Genomic DNA, 22,360 nt, shown 5'->3' on the forward strand with positions numbered 1-22,360 from the left:
GGTCGGATCTCCGTCAGGGGCACCACAGCACGTCAAGCGGGGCGCGGGCGCGCAGCACGGCGCGGATGGGCAGGGCCTCGGCCGGGCCCTCCGCGCGTGCCGCCTCCAGCACCGCGCGTTTGCCGGCGCCCTCGATGTGCAGCAGCAAGGTCTGTGCCGCCAGCAGCGGCGGCAAGGTGAAGGTGATGCGCGGCTCGCCCGCCGCCTCTGCGCGGATCGCGATCAGGGGGGCGGTGCCTTGGGGGTCGAGCGCGGCCGGCAAGGCTGCGGCGCCGGGAAAGAAAGAGGCGGTATGGCCGTCGTCGCCCATGCCGAGCACCACCGCCGCGAAGGGCAGGGGCAGGCCGGCAAGGCTTGCCTGCGCCGCCGCGAGACCTTCCTCGGGCGTCGCCGCGCCGGTGTAGAGCGGCAGGAAACGCGCCTGGGCGGCGGGTCCCCGCAACAGGTGCGCGCGCACCAAAGCGGCGTTGGAGCGCGGCGAGGCCTCGTCCACCCAGCGCTCGTCCACCAGCGTCACGTGTACGCGGTTCCAGTCGAGCGGCGCCCCGGCGAGCGTTTCGAAGAAGCGCGTGGGGGTGCGCCCGCCGGAGACCGCGAGGCTCGCGGCGCCTGTTGCGGCGATGCGCGCGCGCAGGGCTTCCGCCACATGGGCCGCGAGCGCGCGCGCCAGCGCATCCGGCCCGTCATAGGCGGCGAAGGCGACCGGGGTGAGGGTGGCATTCATGGGCGGCTTTCGGGCGGAAGAGGCAGATCAGCAGGAAGGCGATGGGGCCTCAGGCATCGTCCATCCAGGTGCGCCCGTCCCGCTCGATCAGCGCGATCGCGGCGGAGGGGCCCCAGGTGCCGGCGGTATAGGATTTCGGCGCCTCGCGCAGGTTGCGCCAAGCGTCCAGGATGGGATCGATCCATTTCCATGCGGCTTCCACTTCGTCGCGGCGCATGAACAGGGTCTGGTTGCCCCGCACCACATCCATAAGAAGCCGCTCATAGGCGTCCGGGTTCCGCACGCCGAACGCCTCGGCGAAGCTCATGTCGAGCGGCACATGCTGAAGGCGCATGCCGCCGGGGCCGGGATCCTTGATCATCAGCCACAGCTTCACGCCCTCGTCGGGCTGGAGGCGGATCACAAGATGGTTCGCCACGATCGGGCCGGCCTGCTCGTCGAACACCGAATGGGGGATCGGGCGGAAGGCCACCACGATTTCCGACACCCGGCTCGCCAGCCGCTTGCCGGTGCGCAGGTAGAACGGCACGCCGGCCCAGCGCCAATTGCCGATTTCCGCCTTCAGCGAGACGAAGGTTTCGGTCTGGCTGGTGTTGGAGCCGAGTTCGTCGAGATAGCCCGGCACCGCCCCGCCCGAGGAGGCGCCGGCGCGATATTGGCCGCGCACGGTGAGGGCCGCGACATTGCTCTCGTCGATCGGTTCCAGCGCTTTCAGCACCTTCAGCTTTTCGTCGCGCACCGCGTCCGCGTCCATGCACACCGGCGGCTCCATGGCCACCAGGCAGAGCAGTTGCAGCATGTGGTTCTGCACCATGTCGCGCAGCGCGCCGGCGGTGTCGTAATAGCCCGCCCGGCCGGCGACCCCGAGGCTTTCCGCCACCGTGATCTGCACATGGTCGATATGGGCGTGGTTCCACACTGGCTCGAACAAGGCATTGGCGAAGCGCAGCGCCATCAAATTCTGCACCGTCTCCTTGCCGAGATAATGGTCGATGCGGAACACCGCTTCCTCGCGGAACACCCGGCCGACCGCCTCGTTCACCGCATGGGCGGAGGCGAGATCCTTGCCCACCGGCTTTTCCACCACCACGCGAGTCATGGGCGTGACGAGATGGTGCGCGCCGATGCGGGCGCAGATGTCGTCGAACAGATCGGGCCCGACCGCGAGATAGAACACCCGCACCTTGTCGGCGCCGGGCGCGAGCAGGGCCGCGAGCGCGTCCCACCCCTCGTCGGACACCGCGTCCACTTCCACATAATCCACCCGCGCCAGGAAGCGCTCCAGCTGCGTGCGCTCGACCTGGTCGATGCCGTCGCGATCCTCCACCGAATCCCGGGCGAAGTCCTGGAATTGGGCGCGGGTCATGGGGCGGCGCGAAACGCCGATGATGCGGGCATCGTCCGGCAATTGGCCGGCGCGATCGCGTTCGAACAGCGCCGGGAGGAGCTTGCGTTTCGCGAGGTCGCCGGTCGCTCCGAACACGATGATGTCGAACGGTTCGACCGTGATGACGCGAGCAACCATGGGGACCTCCAGTTGACGGCCCAGGGCGCCGTCACGCGAGACGATACTCGTCTTCTACCAAATCCCACGCGTCTGTGTTGCGACTGCGAGGGACGGATGTTGATATCGCCTTTGTGAGGTGCTGCGCCAGATGCGCCACGGTCGGCGCGCCGGCGCAGGTGCGGCGCCACCCGGATCCGAGTCGGGAGACGATTCGGCAGGAAATGCGGGCCCCAAGGGCGCCGGTGCTTGCGGTCGGTGCTTTCATCGGCTGCGTCACGGTGTCGAGCGGCTGGCGCAGAACGCAAAAAACCCGCGCGGCGGGCGCCACGCAGGTATCGCTTCAGCTCAATCCCTCGCCAGCCGCTTGGCGGCTGGAGACCCGCTCAGCGGGTGGGGCGGGGCTTGCTGGGGATCAGGCCTTCGCGCTGGGCGCGCTTGCGGGCCAGCTTGCGGGCGCGGCGAACGGCCTCGGCCTCTTCGCGGGCGCGCTTCTCGGACGGCTTCTCGTAGTGACCACGCAGCTTCATCTCGCGGAAGATCCCCTCACGCTGCATCTTCTTCTTGAGCGCCTTGAGGGCCTGATCGACATTATTATCGCGGACGAGAACTTGCACGTGTTGCCTCTTCGAGCTGTTGCGCCGAGCGAACTTGCACTGGTCTGAAAAACATATCCGGAAGCAGGAGGGGCGCTCTCACGCCGGACCGTCTCTGCCGGAAGGAGCGCTCTCATATCAGAGGCTCCGGTCTTTGTCCACACTTGCTCCGCAGGCCAAGGGCATGGCGGAAGTAAAAAGGGCGGCACGGGGCCGCCCTTTCGCGTTTGGGACCGGCGCGCCTCAGGCGCCGCCGAACAGCTTGCGCTGCCACCAGCCGGAGCGGGGCTTGGCGGCGGGGCCGGCTTCCTGGCTCTCGCTGGCTTCCACCGGGGAGGGCTGGGCCAGCGGCGCTTCCGCCTCTGCGCTCGCACCCGGCTCGGCGGCGACGATATCGGCGTCGGCGATCGGCACGCTGGCGCTTTCCTGGTTGGACGCCGCAGCTTCTGCGGCGGGGGCGAGCTCGCCGGCAGGCGAAGAGTCCGCCGGGGCCACGGTTTCCGCAGGGACGACAGGTTCCACCGGGATATGGGGTTCCGCCGGGGCGAGGGCGCCGTCCTCGGTCACGATCACGGGCGCCTTCTCGCGCACCGTCGACCGGCGGCGCGGAGCGGGAGTGGGTTCCGGCTCTGCCGGTGCCTCGGCGACCGCACGCGGCGCCGGCTCGGGCGCCGGGGTGGGCGTGAAGGAAGCGGGCGCTGCTTCCGCGTGCGGCGCTGCTTCCGACTCGAGTGCGGCATGGGCCGCGGGAGCTGCGTCCGCCTTGGGCGTCGCATGGGCGACGGGCGCCTCGATGTCGGCAGGCGCGCGCACCGGCGCCGCTTCGAAGGCGGCTTCGCTGAGGGCGACCGGGGATTCGGCGCTCAGGGTCGTCTCGGCGCCGTCCGCCTCGCCTTCGCCTTCGGCGGCAAGGTTACCTTCGGCGGCCAGCGTGCCTTCGGCATCTTCGTCCTCGCCGGAGCGGGGCGCGCCCTCCTCGCCTTCACGGCGATTGCGGCGGCCGCCACGGCGACCGCGCCGGCGCCGACGGCGCTCGCCCTCGGTCTCGCCACGGACATCGCCTTCCGCGCGGTCTTCGTCGTCGGATTCCTCGCCTTCGCCTTCGCCATCGGCGGCTGCGGCGAGGTCGTCACCTTCGGCGGCTTCGCCTTCGCCCTCGGCGGGCAGGCTGCGCGGCTCGCCGTCGCGCTCACCGCGCCGACGCCGACGCCGACGGCGGCGGCGATTGCCATTCTCGTCGACGCGCTCGGCGCCGCCTTCGCCATCCGCCTCGGCTTCGCCTTCGCTCTCGCCGGCCTCGGCCTCCTCGCCGGTGTCCTCATCCTCCTCCTCATACTCCTCCTCGGGGAGGATCGAATCGGGATGCACGGCCTTGGAGAGGCGCGGGGCGGCCGGCGGCGGCACGGCAAGATCGCCCTTCTCGATCAGGAAGGGCTGGTGGCCGGTGACGCTTTCGTCCGCCGTGATCAGCAAGGTGACCGAGAAGCGCTCTTCCAGCTCGCGCAGATGGGCGCGCTTCTGGTTCAGCACATAGAGCGCCACTTCCGCGCGGGTGCGGGCGATCAGATTATGGGTGGCGCCGCGCACCAATTGTTCTTCGAAGGCGCGCAGCAACTGCAGCGCCACCGAGGCCGCCGAGCGCACATGGCCGGTGCCGCCGCAGGTGGGGCACACCTCGATGGAGCTTTCCAGCACGCCGGTGCGGATGCGCTGGCGCGACATTTCCATCAGGCCGAAATGCGAGATCCGGCCCACCTGGATGCGCGCGCGATCGTTCTTCAGGCAATCCTTGAGCTTGCGCTCCACCGCCCGGTTGTTGCGCTTCTCCTCCATGTCGATGAAGTCGATGACGATCAGGCCGGCGAGATCGCGCAGGCGCAGCTGGCGCGCGATTTCCTCGGAGGCTTCCAGATTCGTCTTGAGCGCGGTGTCCTCGATATGGTGCTCGCGCGTGGAGCGGCCCGAGTTCACGTCGATGGAGACCAGGGCCTCGGTGGGGTTGATGACGATATAGCCGCCGCTCTTGAGCTGGACCACGGGGGAGAACATCGCATCGAGCTGATGTTCCACGCCGTGCTTGGCGAAGATCGGCTGGTGGTCGTTATAGGCGATGACATTCTTCACATGGCTCGGCATGAGCATGCGCATGAAGTCGCGGGCCTCGCGGAAGCCATCCTCGCCGGCGACGTGGATATCGTCGATGTCCTTGTTGAACAGGTCGCGGATGGCGCGCTTGATTAGCGAGCCTTCCTCATACACCAGGCTCGGGGCGCTGGAGGTGAGGGTGAGTTCGCGCACCGTCTCCCACAGGCGCAGCAGATATTCGAAGTCGCGCTTGATCTCGACCTTGGTGCGGTTGGCGCCGGCGGTGCGCAGGATGATGCCCATCCCTTCCGGCACCTCCAGGTCCTGCACCACTTCCTTCAGGCGCTTGCGATCCACCGCATTGGTGATCTTGCGCGAGATGCCACCACCACGGGCGGTATTGGGCATCAGCACGGAATAGCGGCCGGCGAGCGAGAGATAGGTGGTGAGGGCCGCGCCCTTGTTGCCGCGCTCCTCTTTCACCACCTGCACCAGCATCACCTGGCGGCGGCGGATGACTTCCTGGATCTTGTAGGAGCGGGCGCGGCGCTGGTGCGAGCGCTCGGGCACCTCTTCCATGGCGTCGTCGGAGCCCATCTGCTCCACGCCTTCGTCTTCTTCCTCGCCGTCCTCGTCCTCGTCGTCCTCGGCGGAGCGGCGGGACTTTTCCGAACCCCGGCGGCCGCGCGGCGCACGCTCGCGCGGCTCACGCTCGGAGGTTTCGCGCTCGGAGGTTTCGCGTTCGGCGGTGTCGCCGTCCGACGTCTCGCCCGCGCCATCCTCGGACGGCAGGATCGGGCTGTCCTCGCGGTCGGCGAGGGGGGCTTCCTGGCGCGCCTCGTCCTCGAAGGCGGCGCGGGCGTGAAGCCCGGCTTGCTCCTGGGGGGCGGGCAATTCGCTGTCGACGTCGGATTCGCGCTCGTGGCTCGCGCCCGCCTCGTGGGCGATGATGTCGGCGACGTCGGTGGACGCCGGCAGGTCGCGCGGATCGACCGGGATTTCCTCGCCGGTGTCGGTCTCGGCATAATCGCCGCGCCGCTCGGCGGGCGCCTCGTCATCGTCGTCCGAGGCCGAGCCGCCGGAGATCTGGCCGTCCTCGATGGTTTCCACCACGTCGGATTCGTCGATTTCCTCGACATTGCTCGAGACGCTCTCATCCGACGACGGACGGCGCGACTTCGGCCGCTCGCGGCGGCGCTCGCGGCGCTCGTCTTCCTCATCGGCCGCGCGCGCGGCGCGCTCTTCTTCCTCGATCAGGGCCAGGCGGTCGGCGACCGGGATCTGGTAATAATCGGGATGGATCTCGCTGAAGGCGAGGAAGCCGTGGCGGTTGCCGCCATATTCAATGAAGGCGGCCTGAAGCGAGGGCTCGACCCGCGTCACCTTGGCCAGATAGATATTGCCCCGCAATTGCTTGCGGGATGCGGACTCATAGTCGAATTCTTCGACCCGGTTGCCGCGCACGACCACGACCCGGGTCTCCTCCGGGTGGGTCGCATCGATGAGCATTTTGTTGGGCATGGAAATCTCTCTGCGCGGCGTCGGAGACACAGCTCCGCGACGGTCGGCGCGGCAAAGCCTGCGAACCGCCGGTACGCCTGAAATTGAAGCGGGAGGAGACAGAGGAGCTGTAGCGCGCGGGGGTCATTTCGACACCCTCCGCATCGAGACACACGGGCGCACATGGTGCGCGCTGTTCGTGCGGTTGAAAGTCATGCCCTCGGCTACTCGTTCCTCAGCGAAGCATCAGACCAGGCGAGTGCCCGGCCCCGGCATACGGCAGCCCGATTCCCCCCGACAGACAGCTTCCTCGGCGGCATGAGCGACGCGAGCGGCCGTCCAGTCGCGCGCTTTGGGCGCGCGCGCCGCAGGGTGGCACACTCAAATCCTTGAGCAGCCTGCGACGGGAGATGCCTGACCAGCTTCAGGAAAGTGGAAGTTCCCAAGCAGGACGACATCAGCGGCAGCCGCGGCAGCCGGGGGCCGAAGAGCCTGTTCCGGAACGCGAACCGTATACATCTCCTTCTTACCCGTCCCGCTCGCCTCTTGGCAAGGTTCATGCCTGTTCCACCTGCAACAATGTCATCCGGGCCTGTGTCGGGCCGGCCACGGGCCCGCGAGAAGTGGGCCTCGCGTCAACCTTGGATTAACGAAAGCGCCCCTATCCGGTACATATGGCAAGTCTTGCCGTCTCCGGAGGCGGACAGGGAAGGTTCCTGGACATGTGGGCCCGCATTCAGCGCGCCGGATGGACAAAAGCGGCGCCGGCATCGCGCCAGCTGCGCCGTGCCATCTCCTCGGTGTGTATCTCAGACCGTCCGTTCGCGCCCCGCGCCGCAGGTGCGTGGCCGCAGCCTGCCGCGGCGCACCTGCTGGGCCAGGCGCTCGTTCTCGCCCGGGTTCTCGTTCTGGGTCTGGTGGGCTTCATGGGACTTTGCCTCGCTTCCGCCGCCCCCGCCGGCGCCGCAGAAGCTTTGGCGGTGCAGATCGCGGCGCGCCCCGATGCCGTCCCCGGCGCCGCCGCGTCGCCTGTGGCTCCGGCCGAAGCGGCGGCCAGTCCCGCCGCGCCGGGCCCCGCCATCGCCACCGACGCGCGCCTGGCCGGGGATGCCCAGCGCACGCGCCTCGTGATCGATCTCAGCCGGCCGGTGGAATTTAGGGCCTTCACCCTGGCCAATCCCTATCGCGTCATTCTCGACCTCCCGGAAGTGCGCTTCGCCTTCGATGCCTCCAAGGGGCAGACCAAGCGCGGCCTGGTGAATGCCTATCGCTATGGCGATTTCGCGCCTGGCAAGGCGCGCGTGGTGGTCGATCTCGCCGAGCCGGTCACCATCGACAAGGCGTTCGTGCTGGAAGCGGTGGACAACCAGCCGGCGCGCCTCGTGCTCGACCTCGTCAAGACCGATGCGGCCCATTTCACCTCCACCGTGGCCACCGCCGCCGAGGCACGCGGCGCGCCGCCGGAAGTGGAACATGTGGATACCCCTGCCGATGGCGACACGCGGCCGGTGATCTGCCTCGATCCCGGCCATGGCGGGATCGATTCGGGCACCACCGGGGCCAGCGCCTTCGCGGAAAAGAACATCGTGCTGGATGTGGCGCTGACGCTCCGAGACAAGCTGGAGGCGAGCGGAAAGTATCGCGTCGTCATGACGCGCTCCACCGACACCTTCATCCCGCTGGGCGAGCGGGTGCGAATCGCCCGCGCCAATCGCGCCGCCCTGTTCGTCTCCATCCATGCCGACGCGCTCGCCCGCAATGACGGGCAGGCCCGCGGCGCCAGCGTCTACACCTTGTCGGAGACCGCCAGCGATGCCGAGGCGGCGCAGGTGGCGGAAAAGGAGAACAAGGCCGACCTGATCGCCGGCATCGACCTCTCCGAGGAGAGCGATGCGGTCGCCGGCATCTTGTTCGATCTCGCCCAGCGCGAGACGAAGACTTTTTCCGCTTTGTTCGCCCGCACCCTCGTGGGCGCCATGAAGGGCGTGGGGCGGATCCACAAGTCGCCCTTGAAATCGGCCGGCTTCCGCGTGCTGAAGGCGCATGACGTGCCCTCGGTGCTGGTGGAGCTGGGCTATATGTCGAGCCGCGAGGATCTCAGGCTGATGACCTCGGACGCCTGGCGCGACAAGCTTGCGGACGCCATGCAGAGCGCCATCGCCGACTTCTTCGCGACCCGGGTCGCCGGCGGCGCGGGTGCCCCCGCGCCCGTCGCCACGGGAAGCCTTCCGCGCTGAACCGTCGCGCGCGATCGACCGCGGTCGAATCCTGCCGCAAGGTGAGAGTCGTCCTTTTTGACGCTCCGTCGTGAAGCAGCCACTTTTGGCCAACATAGCCGTCCCAGCGGCATCGAATTACGATCTTCTCGTGCCGCGACCCTTGCACAAAAGGGACGAATGCGGCTTTTGGACAGGCTCGCCCGCATCGGGCAGGAAAAGCCGCTTTGCGGGTGTCGTGGAGGGAGAGCCGGCGAAATGCGGCTGCTGTTGAGGTTCTTCGGATTTCTGTTCGCCTTCGGCACGCTGGTGTTGCTCGCCGGAGCGGCGGGGGCGACCTATTTCGTCTGGAAATATTCCCAGGACCTGCCCGACTACACCCAATTGCAGAATTACGAGCCGCCGGTGATGACGCGCGTCCATGCGGACGACGGCGCCCTGGTGGCCGAATGGGCGCGCCAGCGCCGCCTCTATATTCCCATCCAGTCCGTGCCCAAGCTGGTGATCGAGGCGTTCCTGTCTGCCGAGGACAAGAATTTCTACGAGCATGGCGGCATTGATCCGTCCGGCATTTTCCGCGCCGGCATGCTCTATCTCCAGAATTACGGCTCGAACCGGCGGCCGCAGGGCGCCTCCACCATCACCCAGCAGGTGGCGAAGAACTTCCTGCTGACCAATGAGGTGTCCTTCGACCGCAAGATCAAGGAAGCGCTTCTGGCGCTGCGCATCGAGCGCGCCTATTCCAAGGACCGCATCCTCGAACTTTATCTCAACGAGATCTATCTCGGCATGGGCGCCTACGGCATCGCCGCCGCCGCTTTGGTCTATTTCGACAAGTCGGTCGAGGACCTGAACATCCAGGAAGCGGCCTATCTCGCCGCCTTGCCCAAGGCGCCGTCCTCCTACAATCCGTTCCGCGAGCGCGAGCGCGCCACCGACCGCCGCAACTGGGTCATCGACCGCATGGCGGAGAACGGCTACATCACCGCCGCCCAGGCGGAGGCCGCCAAGAAGTCCACCATCGACGTGACGCCGCGCCCCACCGGCGCGCAGATCTTCGCGGCGGAATATTATGCCGAGGAAGTGCGCCGCCAGATCTATGAGCGCTATGGCGAGACCAAGCTCTACGAGGGCGGCCTCTCGGTGCGCACGTCGCTCAATCCGAAGATGCAGATGATCGCCAAGAAGGCCCTGTCCGACGGCCTGGTGCGATACGACGAGCAGCGCGGATGGCGCGGCCCGGTCAATCATATCGACATCTCCGGCGACTGGGGGCAGAAGCTCTCCGAGCTGAAGGCCTATTACGACATCCCGTGGAAGCTCGCGGTGGTGCTTGATTCGGGCAAGGACACGGCGCGCATCGGCATGCAGCCGCCGCGCGAGAAGGCGGGCGGCGTCTCTTCCCAGCGCGACCTCGGCCTGATCAATCTTGACGGTGTGAAATGGGCCCGCTGGACCAAGGGGCCGGACGCCTACAAGGCGGTCAGCTCGGTCGCCCAGGTGCTCAAGCCCGGCGATGTGATCTATGTGGAGCCGATCGTCGGCAAGGACGGGCAATATCGCCTGCACCAGATCCCGGACGTGGAAGGCGCCATGGTGGTGATGGAGCCGCTGACCGGGCGCGTGCTCGCGCTCTCCGGCGGCTTCTCCTATGACGAAAGCCAGTTCAACCGGGCGACCCAGGCGCTCCGCCAGCCCGGCTCGTCCTTCAAGCCGATCGTCTATTCCGCCGCGCTCGACAATGGCTATACGCCGTCCACCGTGGTGCTGGACGCGCCGATCGAGATCGACCAGGGGCCGGGCCTCGGGGTGTGGGCGCCGGAAAACTACGCCAAGAAATTCTATGGCCCGCAGACCCTGCGCTTCGGCCTGGAACAGTCGCGCAACGTGATGACGGTGCGCCTCGCCCAGGACATCGGCATGCCGCTGGTGGCGGAATATGCCAAGAAGTTCGGCGTCTATGACGACATGCTGCCGGTGCTCTCCATGGCCCTCGGCGCGGGCGAGACCACGCTCATGCGCATGGTCGGTGCCTATGCCATCATGGCCAATGGCGGGCGCAAGGTGACGCCTTCGCTCATCGACCGCATCCAGGACCGGTACGGCCACACCATCTATCGCCACGACGAGCGCGAGTGCCGCGGCTGCGATGCGGACAGCTGGCACAACCAGCCCGAGCCGACCCTGATCGACCGCCGCCCGGTGGTGCTCGACCCCATGACCGCCTATCAGATCACCTCCATGATGGAGGGCGTGGTCCAGCGCGGCACCGGCACCGCCCTGAAGGATCTCGGCCGGCCGGTGGCTGGCAAGAGCGGCACCACCAATGACGAGAAGGACGCCTGGTTCGTGGCCTTCACGCCGGAAGTCGTGGTGGGCGTCTATCTCGGCTACGACAAGCCCAAGCCCATGGGCAAGGGATCCACCGGCGGCGTGCTTTCCGCCCCGATCGTGCGCGACTTCATGAAGACCGCCCTGGCCGACCGGCCCGCCATTCCGTTCCGCGTGCCGCCGGGCATCAAGCTGGTGCGCATCAATCCCAAGAGCGGATTGCGCGCGGGCACGGGCGACAACGCGATCCTGGAAGCCTTCAAGCCGGGCACCGCGCCGCCGGACAGCTATTCGGTGATCGGCGCGAGCGATGCGCCGCTCACCGTGACGCCGGAAGCCGACCGCGCGGTGCGCGCCGGCACCGGCGGGCTGTATTGAGGGTGTCGTCTTCCTTCCCCTCCCGCTTGCGGGGGAGGGCTAGGGTAGGGGCATCTCTCCCCGCTTAATCCCGGCCGTGGACGGTCCCTGCGACCCCATACCCTCCACCCCAGCCCTCCCCGCAAGGGGGGAGGGTGTCGGTTCGGCGGGCGTGGGCGTTTCGCGCTCTTTAGCCGCCGCCCGTTTACAGGCGGGCGCGCCGCCGCTACTTTCCGCGGCCCTCGGATCAGAAAGGTTTCCCATGCGTGCGGAGCTCGCCGCGAAAGTCGACGAGATCAATCAGTCCGTTGATCTGCTGCGTCAGCATCTCAATGTGGACCGCTCGCGTCGGCGCCTCGCCGAATTGAACAACATCGCCGAGGATCCGAACCTCTGGAATGATCCGGAGCGGGCGCAGAAGATCATGCAGGAGCGCACCGGCCTTGAGGATGCGCTCGGCGCCATCGACCGGGTCAACCGCGATCTCGCCGACAATGTCGAATTGATCGAGCTTGGCGAGGCTGAGGGCGATGAGGGGGTCATCTCGGAAGCCGCCGCCGCGCTCGACGGGCTGAAGGCCGAGCTCGCGCGCCGCGAGCTGGATGCGCTGCTTTCGGGCGAGGCGGATTCCAACGACAGCTACCTGGAGGTCCATGCGGGCGCCGGCGGCACCGACAGCCAGGACTGGGCGGAAATGCTGCTGCGCATGTATCGGCGCTGGTGCGAGCGCCACGGCTTCAAGGTGGAGCTGATGGACGAATCGCAGGGTGAACAGGCCGGGCTGAAGTCCGCCACCATCCAGGTGAAGGGCCACAATGCCTATGGCTGGCTGAAGACCGAAGCGGGCGTGCACCGCCTGGTGCGCATCTCTCCGTTCGATTCGAACGCGCGCCGCCAGACCTCGTTCGCCAGCGTCGACGTCTATCCGGTGGTGGACGACCGCATCGTCGTGGACATCAAGGAAGCCGATGTGCGGGTGGATACCATGCGCTCCGGCGGCGCCGGCGGCCAGCATGTGAACAAGACCGAATCAGCGGTGCGCCTCACCCATCTTCCCACCGGCATCGCGGTGGTGAGCGAGGGCGACCGCTCCCAGCACAAGAACCGCGCCACCGCCTGGAACATGCTGCGCGCCAAGCTCTACGACCTGGAGCTGAAAAAGCGCGAGGCCGAGGCGATCGCGGAGCAGGCGGCCAAGACCGATATCGGCTGGGGCCACCAGATCCGCTCCTATGTGCTCCAGCCCTATCAGCTGGTGAAGGACCTGCGCACCGGCGTCACCTCCGGCACGCCGCAGGAGGTGCTGGACGGCGACCTCGACCCGTTCATGGAAGCCGCCCTCGCCCAGCGCGCCTATGGCGGCGGGCCCGATCAGGTCGAAGACGTGGAGTGAGACGCGCCGTGTGAGACAGACGACGGCGCCCTTCGCGCGGCGCCGTCGTCCCCGGATTCACAGCGCCTTCGCGGCTTCCAGCACCTCTTCCGCGTGGCCGGCGACTTTCACCTTCGGCCACACCCGGGCGATGGTGCCGTCGCGGTCGATGAGCAGGGTGACGCGCTCTATCCCCATGTATTTTCGGCCATACATGCTCTTTTCTCCCCACACGCCATAAGCCGTGAGCATGGCCGTGCTCTCATCCGAGCCAAGGGGAATCTCAAGGTCGTACTTGGTCTTGAACTTGTCCTGCTTGCCGACCGGATCGGCCGACACCCCGAGAATGGCGGTGTCGGCCTGCGCGAATTCGGCGCGCAGGCCGTTGAAGGCAATGGCTTCCTTGGTGCATCCCGGGGTATCAGCCTTGGGATAGAAGTAGAGCACCAGCTTGCGGCCGGAAAAGTCGGCGAGGGAAATGGTGCCGCCGCCGTCGCGGGGCAGGGTGAAAGCGGGGGCGGGGGCGCCCTGTGGGGGAATTTCAGCCAAGTGCCTTCCTTTCGACGTGTCGGTGTCATACCGCCTGAGCCAGATGCCCTTGCCTGGAAAACAGGATCGTACATTCTGGCGCCGCACCATGCGGGCGCGGGGGCGCCAGTCGGCACGCGGAGGGTGGCATAGGGATGAGCGAAAACGCGAGGCAGCTCAAGCCGGGCGAACGGCATGTGCGGCGTTCGCGCCTGCAGGGCATCGCCGGTGCGCTCGTGCCCCGCAGCCGTGCCGCGCGCCTGGCCATGTGGCTGCTGGTGGGCGTGTTCGCGGTCGGCGGCATTGCGGCGCTCACGGCGTACGCGCTCATCTCCCAGGGCATTGTCACCGCAAACATCGCGACCCCTTATATCGCGCGCGCCATCGAGGAGCGCCTCGGGCCGAATTACAAGGTCAAGATTGGCGCCACCACGATGGAGACCATCGAGGAGGGGCGCACGGTCGTCATCGTCCACGACATCCGCGTCACCGGCCCCGGCGATGAACTGGTCGCCAGCGCCCCGAGCGCCGAGGTGGAACTGGAAGGCAGCCTCCTGACGCTGTCGCCGCGCGCGCGCAGGATCGATTTGATCGGCGCGGAGATGACGGTGAAGATCGCCGCGTCCGGCTCGGTCGCGGTGGCCACCGGCAAGGGCGCGAAAGCGATCACCACGACGCCGAGCGGCGAACCGCTGGTGCCCCCTTTGACCGCCACGACGCCCGCGCCGACCGCTCCCTCCGCTGGCGCGACGCCCGGCACGCAAACCTCGCCCGGCGCACAAGCCCCCGTCGTCGCGGCATCCGCGGGCGTGACGCGCGCGCCGGTGTCGGATCCCCTCGTGCTCAAAGGCCTCGCTCAATGGCTGGAGCAATTGGAGCGCGGCGGACTCGACGGGGGAGCGCTCGAGGACGTGGGCCTCAAGGACGGCACGCTCGTGGTGCAGAACGAGGCGAGCGGCCGCAAGGTGACGTTCGACGACATCTCGATCCGCCTCGCGCGCCCCGCCCATGGCGGCGTGGTGCTGACCTTCACCGTGAAGAGCCCGCACAGCACCGCCACCCTGGTCGCCACCATTGGCCCGGTCGCCGACCGCGAACGCACGGTGATGCTTGACCTGAAGGACGTCTCGACGCGTGATCTGGTGCAGGCGTTTAGCCAGGATTGGCGGCGCTTCTACATGGACATGCCACTGTCCGCCTCGCTCAACGCCCGCCTCGCGCTCGACGGCAATGTGCGCGCCGCCAATGCCAAGGTGCAGCTCGGCGCCGGCCAGATCGGCAATGGCGAAGATGTCCTGGAGCGCTTCACCCTGGATGGTGCCGAACTGGCGCTGACGCTAGACCCGCAGCGCCGCGTGGTGGCGATCGACCAATTGATGGCCAGCAAGAACGCGAACAAGGTGGACTTGCAGGGCGAGGTGAAGGTGCCCGCCGCCGCCGACCAGGACTGGCCCTACACCCTGCGGCAGCGCGAAGTGGTGTTCGCCGGCCCGGAAATGCCCGATCCACCCCTGGCGCTCACCTCGGTGGAGGTGGCCGGGCGCTACACCCCGCCCAACAAGCAATTGCTGTTCGAGAAGGGCGGCCTGACCAGCGCCGCCGGCGGCCTCAGCTTCACCGGCATGGTGGATTTCGGCATCGACGTGCCGGCCATCAAGCTGAATGCGGTGGGCTCGCGCATGCCCTCCAGCACGGTGCGCCGCTTCTGGCCGGTCTCCATCGCCCCGCCGGCGCGCACGTTCGTGCTGGAGAATGTCACCGGCGGCACGGTGGATGGCTCCACCATCGTCGTGAACATGCCGCTGGACCTGATCGGGCAGAAGGAAATCCCGCTGCCCGAGGATGCGGTTCATCTGGAGATGAGCGGCACCGGCTTCACCATCCAGGCGCTCAAGGGCCTGCCGCCGATCCGCGACGCCAAGCTCAATGTGGTGGTCACCGGGCGCACGGTTCGGGTGAACCTTCCGGAAGGCACGGTGGTGACGCCCGGCAACCGCAAGCTCGCCATGACCGACGGCGTGTTCTTCATGCCGGATTATTTCCCCCGCGAACCGCGCAGCCAGATCCGGGTGAAGATCGACGGCCCAGCCGATGCCGGCATCGAGGTGCTGGGCATGGATGCCCTGAAGGGGCCGGCCGGTGCCTCATATGATCCCGCCACCACGCGCGGGAAGCTCTCGGCCTTGGTGCAGATCAACATCCATTTCCGAAAAGTCGCGGACCCGGCGGACACCGATTATTCGGTGGAGGCGACCCTGACCGACTTCGGCGTCGACAATATCTTCGCCGGCCAGCGCATGGAGGGGGCAACGGTCTCCGTGTTCGCGACGCCCGCCGGCATCCTGCTGCGCGGCGACGGCAAGCTCGCAGGCGCGCCCGCGACCTTCGAATATGAGAAGAAGAAGGACCAGGCCGACGCGGACCTGCGCGTGAACGCCACGCTGGACGATTCCGCGCGCAGCAAGATCGGCATCGGCCTCACGGCAGTATCGGGGCCGGTGCTGCTGAAGCTGGTGGGTGCCACCAATAACCAGGAAACCAAGGCCAATATCGAGCTGGACCTGACCGCGGCGCGGATCTCCGATCTCATCCCCGGCCTGTCGAAGCCGGCCGGCCGCCCGTTGAAGGCGCGCTTCTCCACGGTGGATACCGGCACGCGCATCAAGATCAACGAACTGGTGCTCGACGGGTCCGGCGCGCTCATCAAGGGATCGCTGGAACTGGCCGACAATGGCGATGTGAACGCCGCCAATTTCCCCACCTTCCAGCTTTCCGACGGCGACAAGGCGAGCCTCAAGGCCGACCGTTCGGGCGACGTGCTCCGGGTGCGCATCACCGGCGACGTGGTGGATGCGCGCGGCATCATGAAAAGCCTCGTCGGCAGCCCGGCCGCGCCCAAGGACCCCAAGACCGGCAAGCCGCAGCGCAACCAGGATGTGGATGTGGAGGCGAAGATCGGCGCGCTCACCGGCAATAATGGCGAGGTGCTGCGCCAGATGGACCTCACCGTGAGCCGGCGTGGCGTGGAGCTGCGCAACTTTTCCCTGAGCGCCAAGGTGGGGCGCGAGGGCAATCTCGCCGGCGAGATCCGCAATACCGATGCCGGCCGCCGGGCCCTGTTCCTGCGCACGTCGGACGCCGGCGCGGTGCTGCGCTTCCTGGAGATCTATCCCAAGATCGAGGGCGGCGACATGTGGGTGGTGGTGGACCCGCCGCGCGGCGACAGCTCGCCCCAGGAAGGCACCGTCAATATCCGCGATTTCGTGGTGCGCGGCGAGCCGGGGCTCGAGAGCCTGAGCGCGGCCGCGCGCGATTCATCCGGCCGCCAGGAGCCGGGAACGGCGGTGTTCCAGAAGGCGCAGGCCAAGTTCATCCGCACGCCGGGCAGCGTCACCATTCGCGAGGGCGCGATCTGGGGGCCGGTCGCGGGCGTGACCGTGGACGGCACCATCGATTTCGCCGCCGAGCGCATTTCCATGCGCGGCACCTATGTGCCGGCCTACGGATTGAACAATCTGTTCAGCAAGGTGCCGGTGATCGGCATGCTGCTGGGCGGGGGGCCGAACGAGGGGCTGGTGGGCGTGACGTTCGAGGTCGCGGGCCCCATGAGTGGGCCGACCTTGCGGGTCAATCCCCTCTCCGCCGTGGCGCCGGGGTTCCTGCGCAAGATGTTCGAGTTCCGCGATTCCAGCGATACGCCTCCGGTGCGTTGACGCTGATAAAATCGAGTAACGTCAGGGTATGAAGCGCCTGCGATCCAGGTGATTTTGGCATTTTACACCCAAGCCTCAGTTTATGGGCTCGGAACCTATCGTGCAGATTGGCGTTCCTGTTATGTAATTTGATACAGGAGCAATATTAATGCGCAAAGTCCTACTCGCCCTGACCGCTGTTTCCCTAATCGCAGCGCCCGTAGGGTCCGTAATGGCGCAGAATGCTGTCGCCGTTCAGTCCGACACTTTCGTCACTGCGAAGCCGACCGATGTTCTCAGCTATAACCTGATCGGGCTGAATGTCGTCAACGGCCAGAACGAGACGGTCGGCGAGATCAAGGACCTGATGCTGTCGCAGGGCAACCTCGCCGGATACATCATTTCGGTCGGCGGCTTCCTGGGCCTGGGCGAACGCTATGTGGTGGTGCGCCCCAGTGCCGTGAAGGTCGCCTATTCCGAGAATGACAAGAAATGGACGGCGATGATGAGCGCCACCAAGGAGCAGCTGAAGGGTGCCCCGGAATTCAAATATGAGGGGCGCTGGAAGCGCTGATCCGTCATCGGTTCTGAAAAGGCCCCCGGAAGGGGGCCTTTTTTATTGGGCATTCAGACCGGGCGCAGGAGCACGTGCTTCTTCTTGCCGAGCGAGAGCTTGATGACGCCTTCCGCCGTGAGGTCGTGCAAGCCGAGCATGGCTTTTTCGTCGGTGACGGTGGCGTCGTTCACCTTCAGCCCGCCGCCCTTGATCTGCCGGCGCGCCTCGCTGGTGGAGGCAACCAGGCCGGCAGCGACGAATGCCGCCGCGACCGAAAGGCCAGCCTCAAGCTGGCCCTTGGCGACGTCCACGCTCGGCAGGTTCATGGCGAGCGCCCCGTCCTCGAACGTGCTGCGGGCGGTCGCCTTGGCCTCCTCGGCGGCGGCGCTGCCGTGCAGCAGGGCGGTCGCCTCGGTGGCGAGAACCTCCTTGGCGAGATTGATCTCCTGGCCTTCCAGCGCGCCGAGGCGGGCGATCTCGTCCAGCGGCAATTCGGTGAACAGCTTGAGGAAGCGCACCACGTCCGCATCCCCGCTGTTGCGCCAATATTGCCAATATTCATAAGGGCTCAGCAGCTCGGCATCGAGCCACACGGCGCCGCCGGCGGTCTTGCCCATCTTGGCGCCTGAGGAGGTGGTCAGCAGCGGCGTGGTGAGCGCGAACAGGTCCGCACCATGCATGCGGCGGCCCAGCTCCATGCCATTGACGATATTGCCCCACTGGTCCGAGCCGCCCATCTGCAAAATGCAGCCGTGGCGCTTGTTCAGCTCCACGAAATCATAGGCTTGCAGGATCATGTAATTGAATTCGAGGAAGGTCAGCGGCTGCTCGCGCTCCAGCCGCAGCTTCACCGAATCGAAGGTCAGCATGCGGTTGATGGTGAAGTGCGGCCCGACTTCCCGCAGCAGCGGGATGTATTTCAGCTCGTCCAGCCAGGTCGCATTGTTCTCCATCTTCGCGCCGGCGCCAAAATCCAGAAACCGTTCGAACACCTTGCGAATCGAGCCGATATTGGCGTCGATCTGCGCGTCGGTGAGCATCTTGCGGGCTTCGTCCTTGCCGGACGGGTCGCCGATCTTGGTGGTGCCGCCGCCCATGAGCGCGATGGGATTGTGCCCGGTGCTCTGGAGCGTGCGCAGCATCATGATGGAGAGCAGGTGCCCGGCATGCAGGGACGAGGCCGTGGCATCGAAGCCGATATAAGCGGTGATCGGCCCTTCGCACGCCTTGGCGTCCAGGCGCTCGGCATCGGAACACTGGTGGATATAGCCGCGCTCGTCGAGCACGCGCAGGAAATCGGAGCGAAAGGCAGTCATTGAGGTCCGCACAACAGGCTTTGGAAAGGCGGCTGGTGTAACAGGTCTGACGCGCGATTGCATCGGGGGGAAGCGCATGGGGGGGAAGCGCATGCGGGCTCTGGGGCTGATGAGCGGCACGTCCATGGACGGCATCGATGCCGCCTTGATCGAGACCGATGGCGAACAGGTGTTCTGGCTCGGGCCATCGACCACCTATCCCTATGCGCCGCAGATGCGCGCGCTGCTGGAACAGGCGATGGCGGACGCGCGGGGCGTGAATTCCCGCGATGCCCGGCCCGGCGTGCTGGGTGAGGCGGAAGCGCGCATCACCGCCCTTCATGCCGAGGCCGTGCGCGCCTTGCTCGACCAGATGCGCCTTGCGCCGGGCGATGTGGACGTGGTGGGCTTCCACGGCCAGACCCTGCTGCACCGGCCCCATGCGCGCCTCACCTTGCAGATCGGCCTCGGCCAGGCGCTTGCAAATGCGCTGGGGGTGAAAGTGGTGGGCGATTTCCGCGCGGCGGATGTGGCGGCCGGCGGGCAGGGGGCGCCGCTGGTGCCCGTGTTCCACCAGGCCCTGGTGGGCGCGCTTGGGCTTGAGGGGCCGGTGGCGGTGCTCAATATCGGCGGGGTGGCGAACGTCACGATCATTGACGGCGACGCCGATCCCATCGCCTGCGACACCGGCCCCGGCAATGCATTGCTGGACGATTTCGTCTTCGCCCGCACCGGCATTCCCTTCGATGCGGACGGGCTTTTGTCGGGCGCGGGGCGGGTGGACGGCGCGGCGGTCGCGCGCGTGCTGGCCCATCCCTTCTTCGCGCTGCCGCCACCCAAATCCCTGGATCGCAACGAATTCCGCACGTTTGTGGCGGAGCGCGTTGCGCTCGACGGCTATGGGACCGAGGATGGGGCGGCGACGCTCGCCGCGATCACGGTGGCCTCGGTCGCCGCGATTGTGCCCCTGCTTCCCGTACGGCCCGCGCGCTGGATCGTCGGGGGCGGCGGCGCCCGCAATCCGACCCTTCTCGCCATGCTCGCGGAGCGGCTCGGCGTCCCCGTGGTGCCGGCGGAGGCCGTCGGCTGGTCCGCCGATGCGCTGGAGGCGCATGCGTTCGGGTTCTTGGCGGTGCGGACCCTGCGGGGGCTGCCGCTGACCTTCCCCTCGACCACGGGCGCGCCGCAGCCGCTCACGGGCGGGGTGGTATTCCACCCCTGACGTCGCTCCGAAACGAAAAACGCGCGCCTTTCGGGCGCGCGTGGTTTCTTGCGAACGAAGCCTTGCTTCAGGCTGCGCTGGTGGTGCGGGCGCCGGGGAGGCGCTTGTCGAGATAGGTGCCGACCACGTTCATCAGCTCGTCGGTCTTGCCGTCGAAGAAGTGATTGGCGCCGGGCACGATCTGCTGCTCGATCACGATGCCCTTCTGGGTCTTCAGCTTTTCCACCAGGGTGGCGACCGCCGTGGTGGGCACCACCGCATCCTTGTCGCCATGGACGAACAGGCCGGAGGAGGGGCAGGGCGCCAGGAAGGAGAAGTCGAACAGGTTCGCGGGCGCGGCGATGGAGATGAAGCCTTCCACCTCCGGCCGGCGCATCAGAAGCTGCATGCCGATCCAGGCGCCGAAGGACACGCCGGCGATCCAGCAGGCGCGCGCGTCCGGGTTCACCGACTGCGCCCAGTCGAGCGCGGCGGCGGCGTCGGAGAGTTCGCCCGGGCCATGGTCGAACGAGCCCTGGCTGCGCCCGACGCCCCGGAAATTGAAGCGCAGCACCGAGAAGCCGCGGTTCACGAACTGATAATAAAGATTGTACACCACGGGATTGTTCATCGTGCCGCCGAACTGCGGGTGCGGATGAAGAATGATCCCGATGGGGGAATTGCGGGTCTTTGCGGGCTGATAGCGACCCTCAAGCCGCCCCTTCTCGCCGGTGAAGATGACTTCTGGCATGGACGTCCGCAACCTCTCGGCGGGCAGCAGCAAAGGCGGGACAGATGCTGTTCGGCCGGGCCGAAACACAAACCTGCCCAAAGACGTCTTCGCGAGGACGTCTTGACTTGGCCTGGACGCCGCCCTATCTATTTAGAATAATTCTAATTTATCCCTTCCGGCCGCGCGATGTTAACAACGCTGCGGGGCAGAGACGGATGAAGTCTGACATATGGATGAGAAGATGCCCAATTGCAAGCCTTCGGTCCGGGATGCGCGCTCTGCCGCAGCGCCGGGTCGGGGCTGTGCAATGGCGATGACGATCGCGAGGGCGCGACCATGAGCGCGGCACCCTCGGCACGGGTCTTCCTCGATCATAACGCCACCTCTCCCTTGCGGCCGCAGGCGCGCGCGGCGATGCTCGATGCCCTCGACCAAGGCGGCAATGCCTCCTCCATCCATGCGGACGGGCGCGCCGCGCGCCAGCGCGTGGAACAGGCGCGCCGCGAGATCGCCGCGCTCACGGGCGCCGATCCGCGCGGCATCGTCTTCACCTCCGGGGCGAGCGAGGCCAATGCCCTGGCGCTCCATCCCGCCCTTGAGGTGCGCGGGCGGCGGGTCACGTGCGACGTGCTCCTGGCGGGCGCGGGCGAGCACCCTTCCGTGCTGCAGGGCCATCGCTTCGCACCGGAGCAGGTCGAAACCCTTCCTTTGGACACCGACGGCCGGATCGATCTCGAAGCTCTGGATAGCGCGCTCGCGCGCCATGCGGCGGCGGGGCGGCAGGTGCTGGTGTCGGTGATGCTGGCCAATAACGAGACCGGCATTCTCCAGCCGGTGGCGGAAGTCGCGGCGCTGGCCCATGCGCGGGGCGCGGTGCTGCATTGCGATGCTGTGCAGGGGGCCGGGCGCATCGCGCTCGATATCGGGGCGCTGGGCGCGGATTTTCTCACCCTGTCCTCCCACAAGCTGGGCGGCCCCCAGGGCGCCGGCGCGCTGGTGGCGGGGCATGGCGATAATGTTGTGCGCCAGCCGCTGATCGCCGGCGGCGGGCAGGAGCGGGGCCGGCGCGCCGGCACGGAGAATGTCGCCGCGCTCGCCGGCTTCGGCGCGGCGGCGCGCACCGCCGAGGCCGAGCTTGCGACGGAGGGCGCGCGCCTTGCCGCCTTGCGCGATCGCCTGGAAGCGGGCCTCATCGCTTGCGTGCCGGATGCCATGGTGCTTGGGGCGAATGTCGCGCGCCTGCCCAACACGGTCTGTGTTATATTCCCCGACATCAAGGCCGAAACCCTGGTGATCGCCCTCGATCTTGCCCATCTATCAGTGAGCGCGGGTTCCGCCTGCTCCTCGGGCAAGGTCGGTGCATCCCATGTGCTGAAAGCCATGGGGCTCGCGGAACAGCACGCGCGCGGCGCGATCCGCCTGTCGCTCGGCTGGTCGAGCACGAATGAAGATATCGACGCGGCGCTGGCGGCCATCGGCCGCACGGTGCCCCGCGTCAGAAATCGCCCGGAACGGGCGGCTTAGAGTAATTCCAGAAAAAGTTTCTCGACTTTTTAGATCTGGAAATGCTCCAAGCACAGCGTGGCGGGAACAGGATGGCGGCCGCCTTCAGGGCAGCGCCATCCCCTCGCCGAAGGACTTGACCCGCGGGCCTTGACCCCGCGCGGGAG

Annotated in this window: 14 protein-coding genes; 7 read left to right on the forward strand and 7 right to left on the reverse strand. The window is 67.3% G+C overall.

The window, feature by feature from the left end:
* Nucleotides 1–13 precede the first annotated feature (13 nt).
* The 4 genes from pgl to V5G24_RS05225 all read right to left on the reverse strand — a co-directional run bounded on the left by pgl (nucleotide 14) and on the right by V5G24_RS05225 (nucleotide 6,430).
* A complete protein-coding gene (gene pgl / locus V5G24_RS05210) occupies nucleotides 14–724 on the reverse strand; it encodes a 6-phosphogluconolactonase (RefSeq protein WP_394080219.1) in 711 nt (236 codons plus the stop codon).
* A 49-nt stretch (nucleotides 725–773) separates the two neighbouring features.
* Entirely contained in the window at nucleotides 774–2,249 is a 1,476-nt protein-coding gene (zwf, locus tag V5G24_RS05215) for a glucose-6-phosphate dehydrogenase (protein ID WP_394080221.1), read from the reverse strand.
* 365 nt (nucleotides 2,250–2,614) lie between these two features.
* Nucleotides 2,615–2,845, reverse strand: coding sequence for a 30S ribosomal protein S21 (gene rpsU, locus V5G24_RS05220; protein WP_348847404.1), 231 nt, complete (start codon nucleotides 2,843–2,845; stop codon nucleotides 2,615–2,617).
* Between the two features lie 222 nt (nucleotides 2,846–3,067).
* Nucleotides 3,068–6,430, reverse strand: a complete 3,363-nt coding sequence (locus V5G24_RS05225; RefSeq protein WP_394080223.1) for an Rne/Rng family ribonuclease — start codon at nucleotides 6,428–6,430, stop codon at nucleotides 3,068–3,070.
* Between the two features lie 701 nt (nucleotides 6,431–7,131).
* Between V5G24_RS05225 and V5G24_RS05230 the strand changes: the two genes are divergently transcribed.
* The 3 genes from V5G24_RS05230 (at nucleotide 7,132) to prfB (ending at nucleotide 12,706) form a co-directional block, all read left to right on the forward strand.
* Nucleotides 7,132–8,646, forward strand: a complete 1,515-nt coding sequence (locus tag V5G24_RS05230; protein WP_394080225.1) for an N-acetylmuramoyl-L-alanine amidase — start codon at nucleotides 7,132–7,134, stop codon at nucleotides 8,644–8,646.
* A 237-nt stretch (nucleotides 8,647–8,883) separates the two neighbouring features.
* A complete protein-coding gene (locus tag V5G24_RS05235) occupies nucleotides 8,884–11,334 on the forward strand; it encodes a penicillin-binding protein 1A (protein ID WP_394080227.1) in 2,451 nt (816 codons plus the stop codon).
* A gap of 241 nt (nucleotides 11,335–11,575) precedes the next feature.
* Complete coding sequence (gene prfB, locus V5G24_RS05240; RefSeq protein WP_394080229.1) at nucleotides 11,576–12,706, forward strand: peptide chain release factor 2; 1,131 nt, start codon at nucleotides 11,576–11,578, stop codon at nucleotides 12,704–12,706.
* 57 nt (nucleotides 12,707–12,763) lie between these two features.
* Here prfB and bcp read toward each other — a convergent pair whose 3' ends face one another.
* Complete coding sequence (gene bcp, locus V5G24_RS05245; protein WP_394080231.1) at nucleotides 12,764–13,234, reverse strand: thioredoxin-dependent thiol peroxidase; 471 nt, start codon at nucleotides 13,232–13,234, stop codon at nucleotides 12,764–12,766.
* Nucleotides 13,235–13,368: 134 nt separating this feature from the next.
* Here bcp and V5G24_RS05250 point away from each other — a divergent pair, with 134 nt between their 5' ends.
* Together V5G24_RS05250 and V5G24_RS05255 are read left to right on the forward strand one after the other, a co-directional pair.
* Complete coding sequence (locus tag V5G24_RS05250) at nucleotides 13,369–16,926, forward strand: YhdP family protein (RefSeq protein ID WP_394080233.1); 3,558 nt, start codon at nucleotides 13,369–13,371, stop codon at nucleotides 16,924–16,926.
* Between the two features lie 148 nt (nucleotides 16,927–17,074).
* Nucleotides 17,075–17,479 carry a PRC-barrel domain-containing protein gene (locus V5G24_RS05255; RefSeq protein WP_394080235.1) on the forward strand — a complete coding sequence of 135 codons (405 nt, stop codon included), beginning with the start codon at nucleotides 17,075–17,077 and terminating at the stop codon, nucleotides 17,477–17,479.
* 53 nt (nucleotides 17,480–17,532) lie between these two features.
* Here V5G24_RS05255 and tyrS read toward each other — a convergent pair whose 3' ends face one another.
* On the reverse strand, nucleotides 17,533–18,777 hold the full coding sequence (tyrS, locus tag V5G24_RS05260; RefSeq protein ID WP_394080237.1) for a tyrosine--tRNA ligase: 1,245 nt from the start codon (nucleotides 18,775–18,777) through the stop codon (nucleotides 17,533–17,535).
* Nucleotides 18,778–18,868: 91 nt separating this feature from the next.
* Here tyrS and V5G24_RS05265 point away from each other — a divergent pair, with 91 nt between their 5' ends.
* A complete protein-coding gene (locus tag V5G24_RS05265) occupies nucleotides 18,869–19,978 on the forward strand; it encodes an anhydro-N-acetylmuramic acid kinase (RefSeq protein ID WP_394080239.1) in 1,110 nt (369 codons plus the stop codon).
* Between the two features lie 67 nt (nucleotides 19,979–20,045).
* Here V5G24_RS05265 and V5G24_RS05270 read toward each other — a convergent pair whose 3' ends face one another.
* Complete coding sequence (locus tag V5G24_RS05270) at nucleotides 20,046–20,708, reverse strand: alpha/beta hydrolase (RefSeq protein WP_348847392.1); 663 nt, start codon at nucleotides 20,706–20,708, stop codon at nucleotides 20,046–20,048.
* Nucleotides 20,709–21,026: 318 nt separating this feature from the next.
* On the opposite strand from V5G24_RS05270, the gene V5G24_RS05275 reads away from it, so the two are divergent.
* Nucleotides 21,027–22,214: a cysteine desulfurase family protein gene (locus V5G24_RS05275; RefSeq protein ID WP_394080241.1), complete on the forward strand. Its 1,188-nt coding sequence runs from the start codon at nucleotides 21,027–21,029 to the stop codon at nucleotides 22,212–22,214.
* The last annotated feature ends 146 nt before the right edge of the window (nucleotides 22,215–22,360 follow it).

It is taken from the genome of Roseixanthobacter finlandensis, from assembly GCF_043195105.2.
Lineage (GTDB): Bacteria > Pseudomonadota > Alphaproteobacteria > Rhizobiales > Xanthobacteraceae > NCEH01.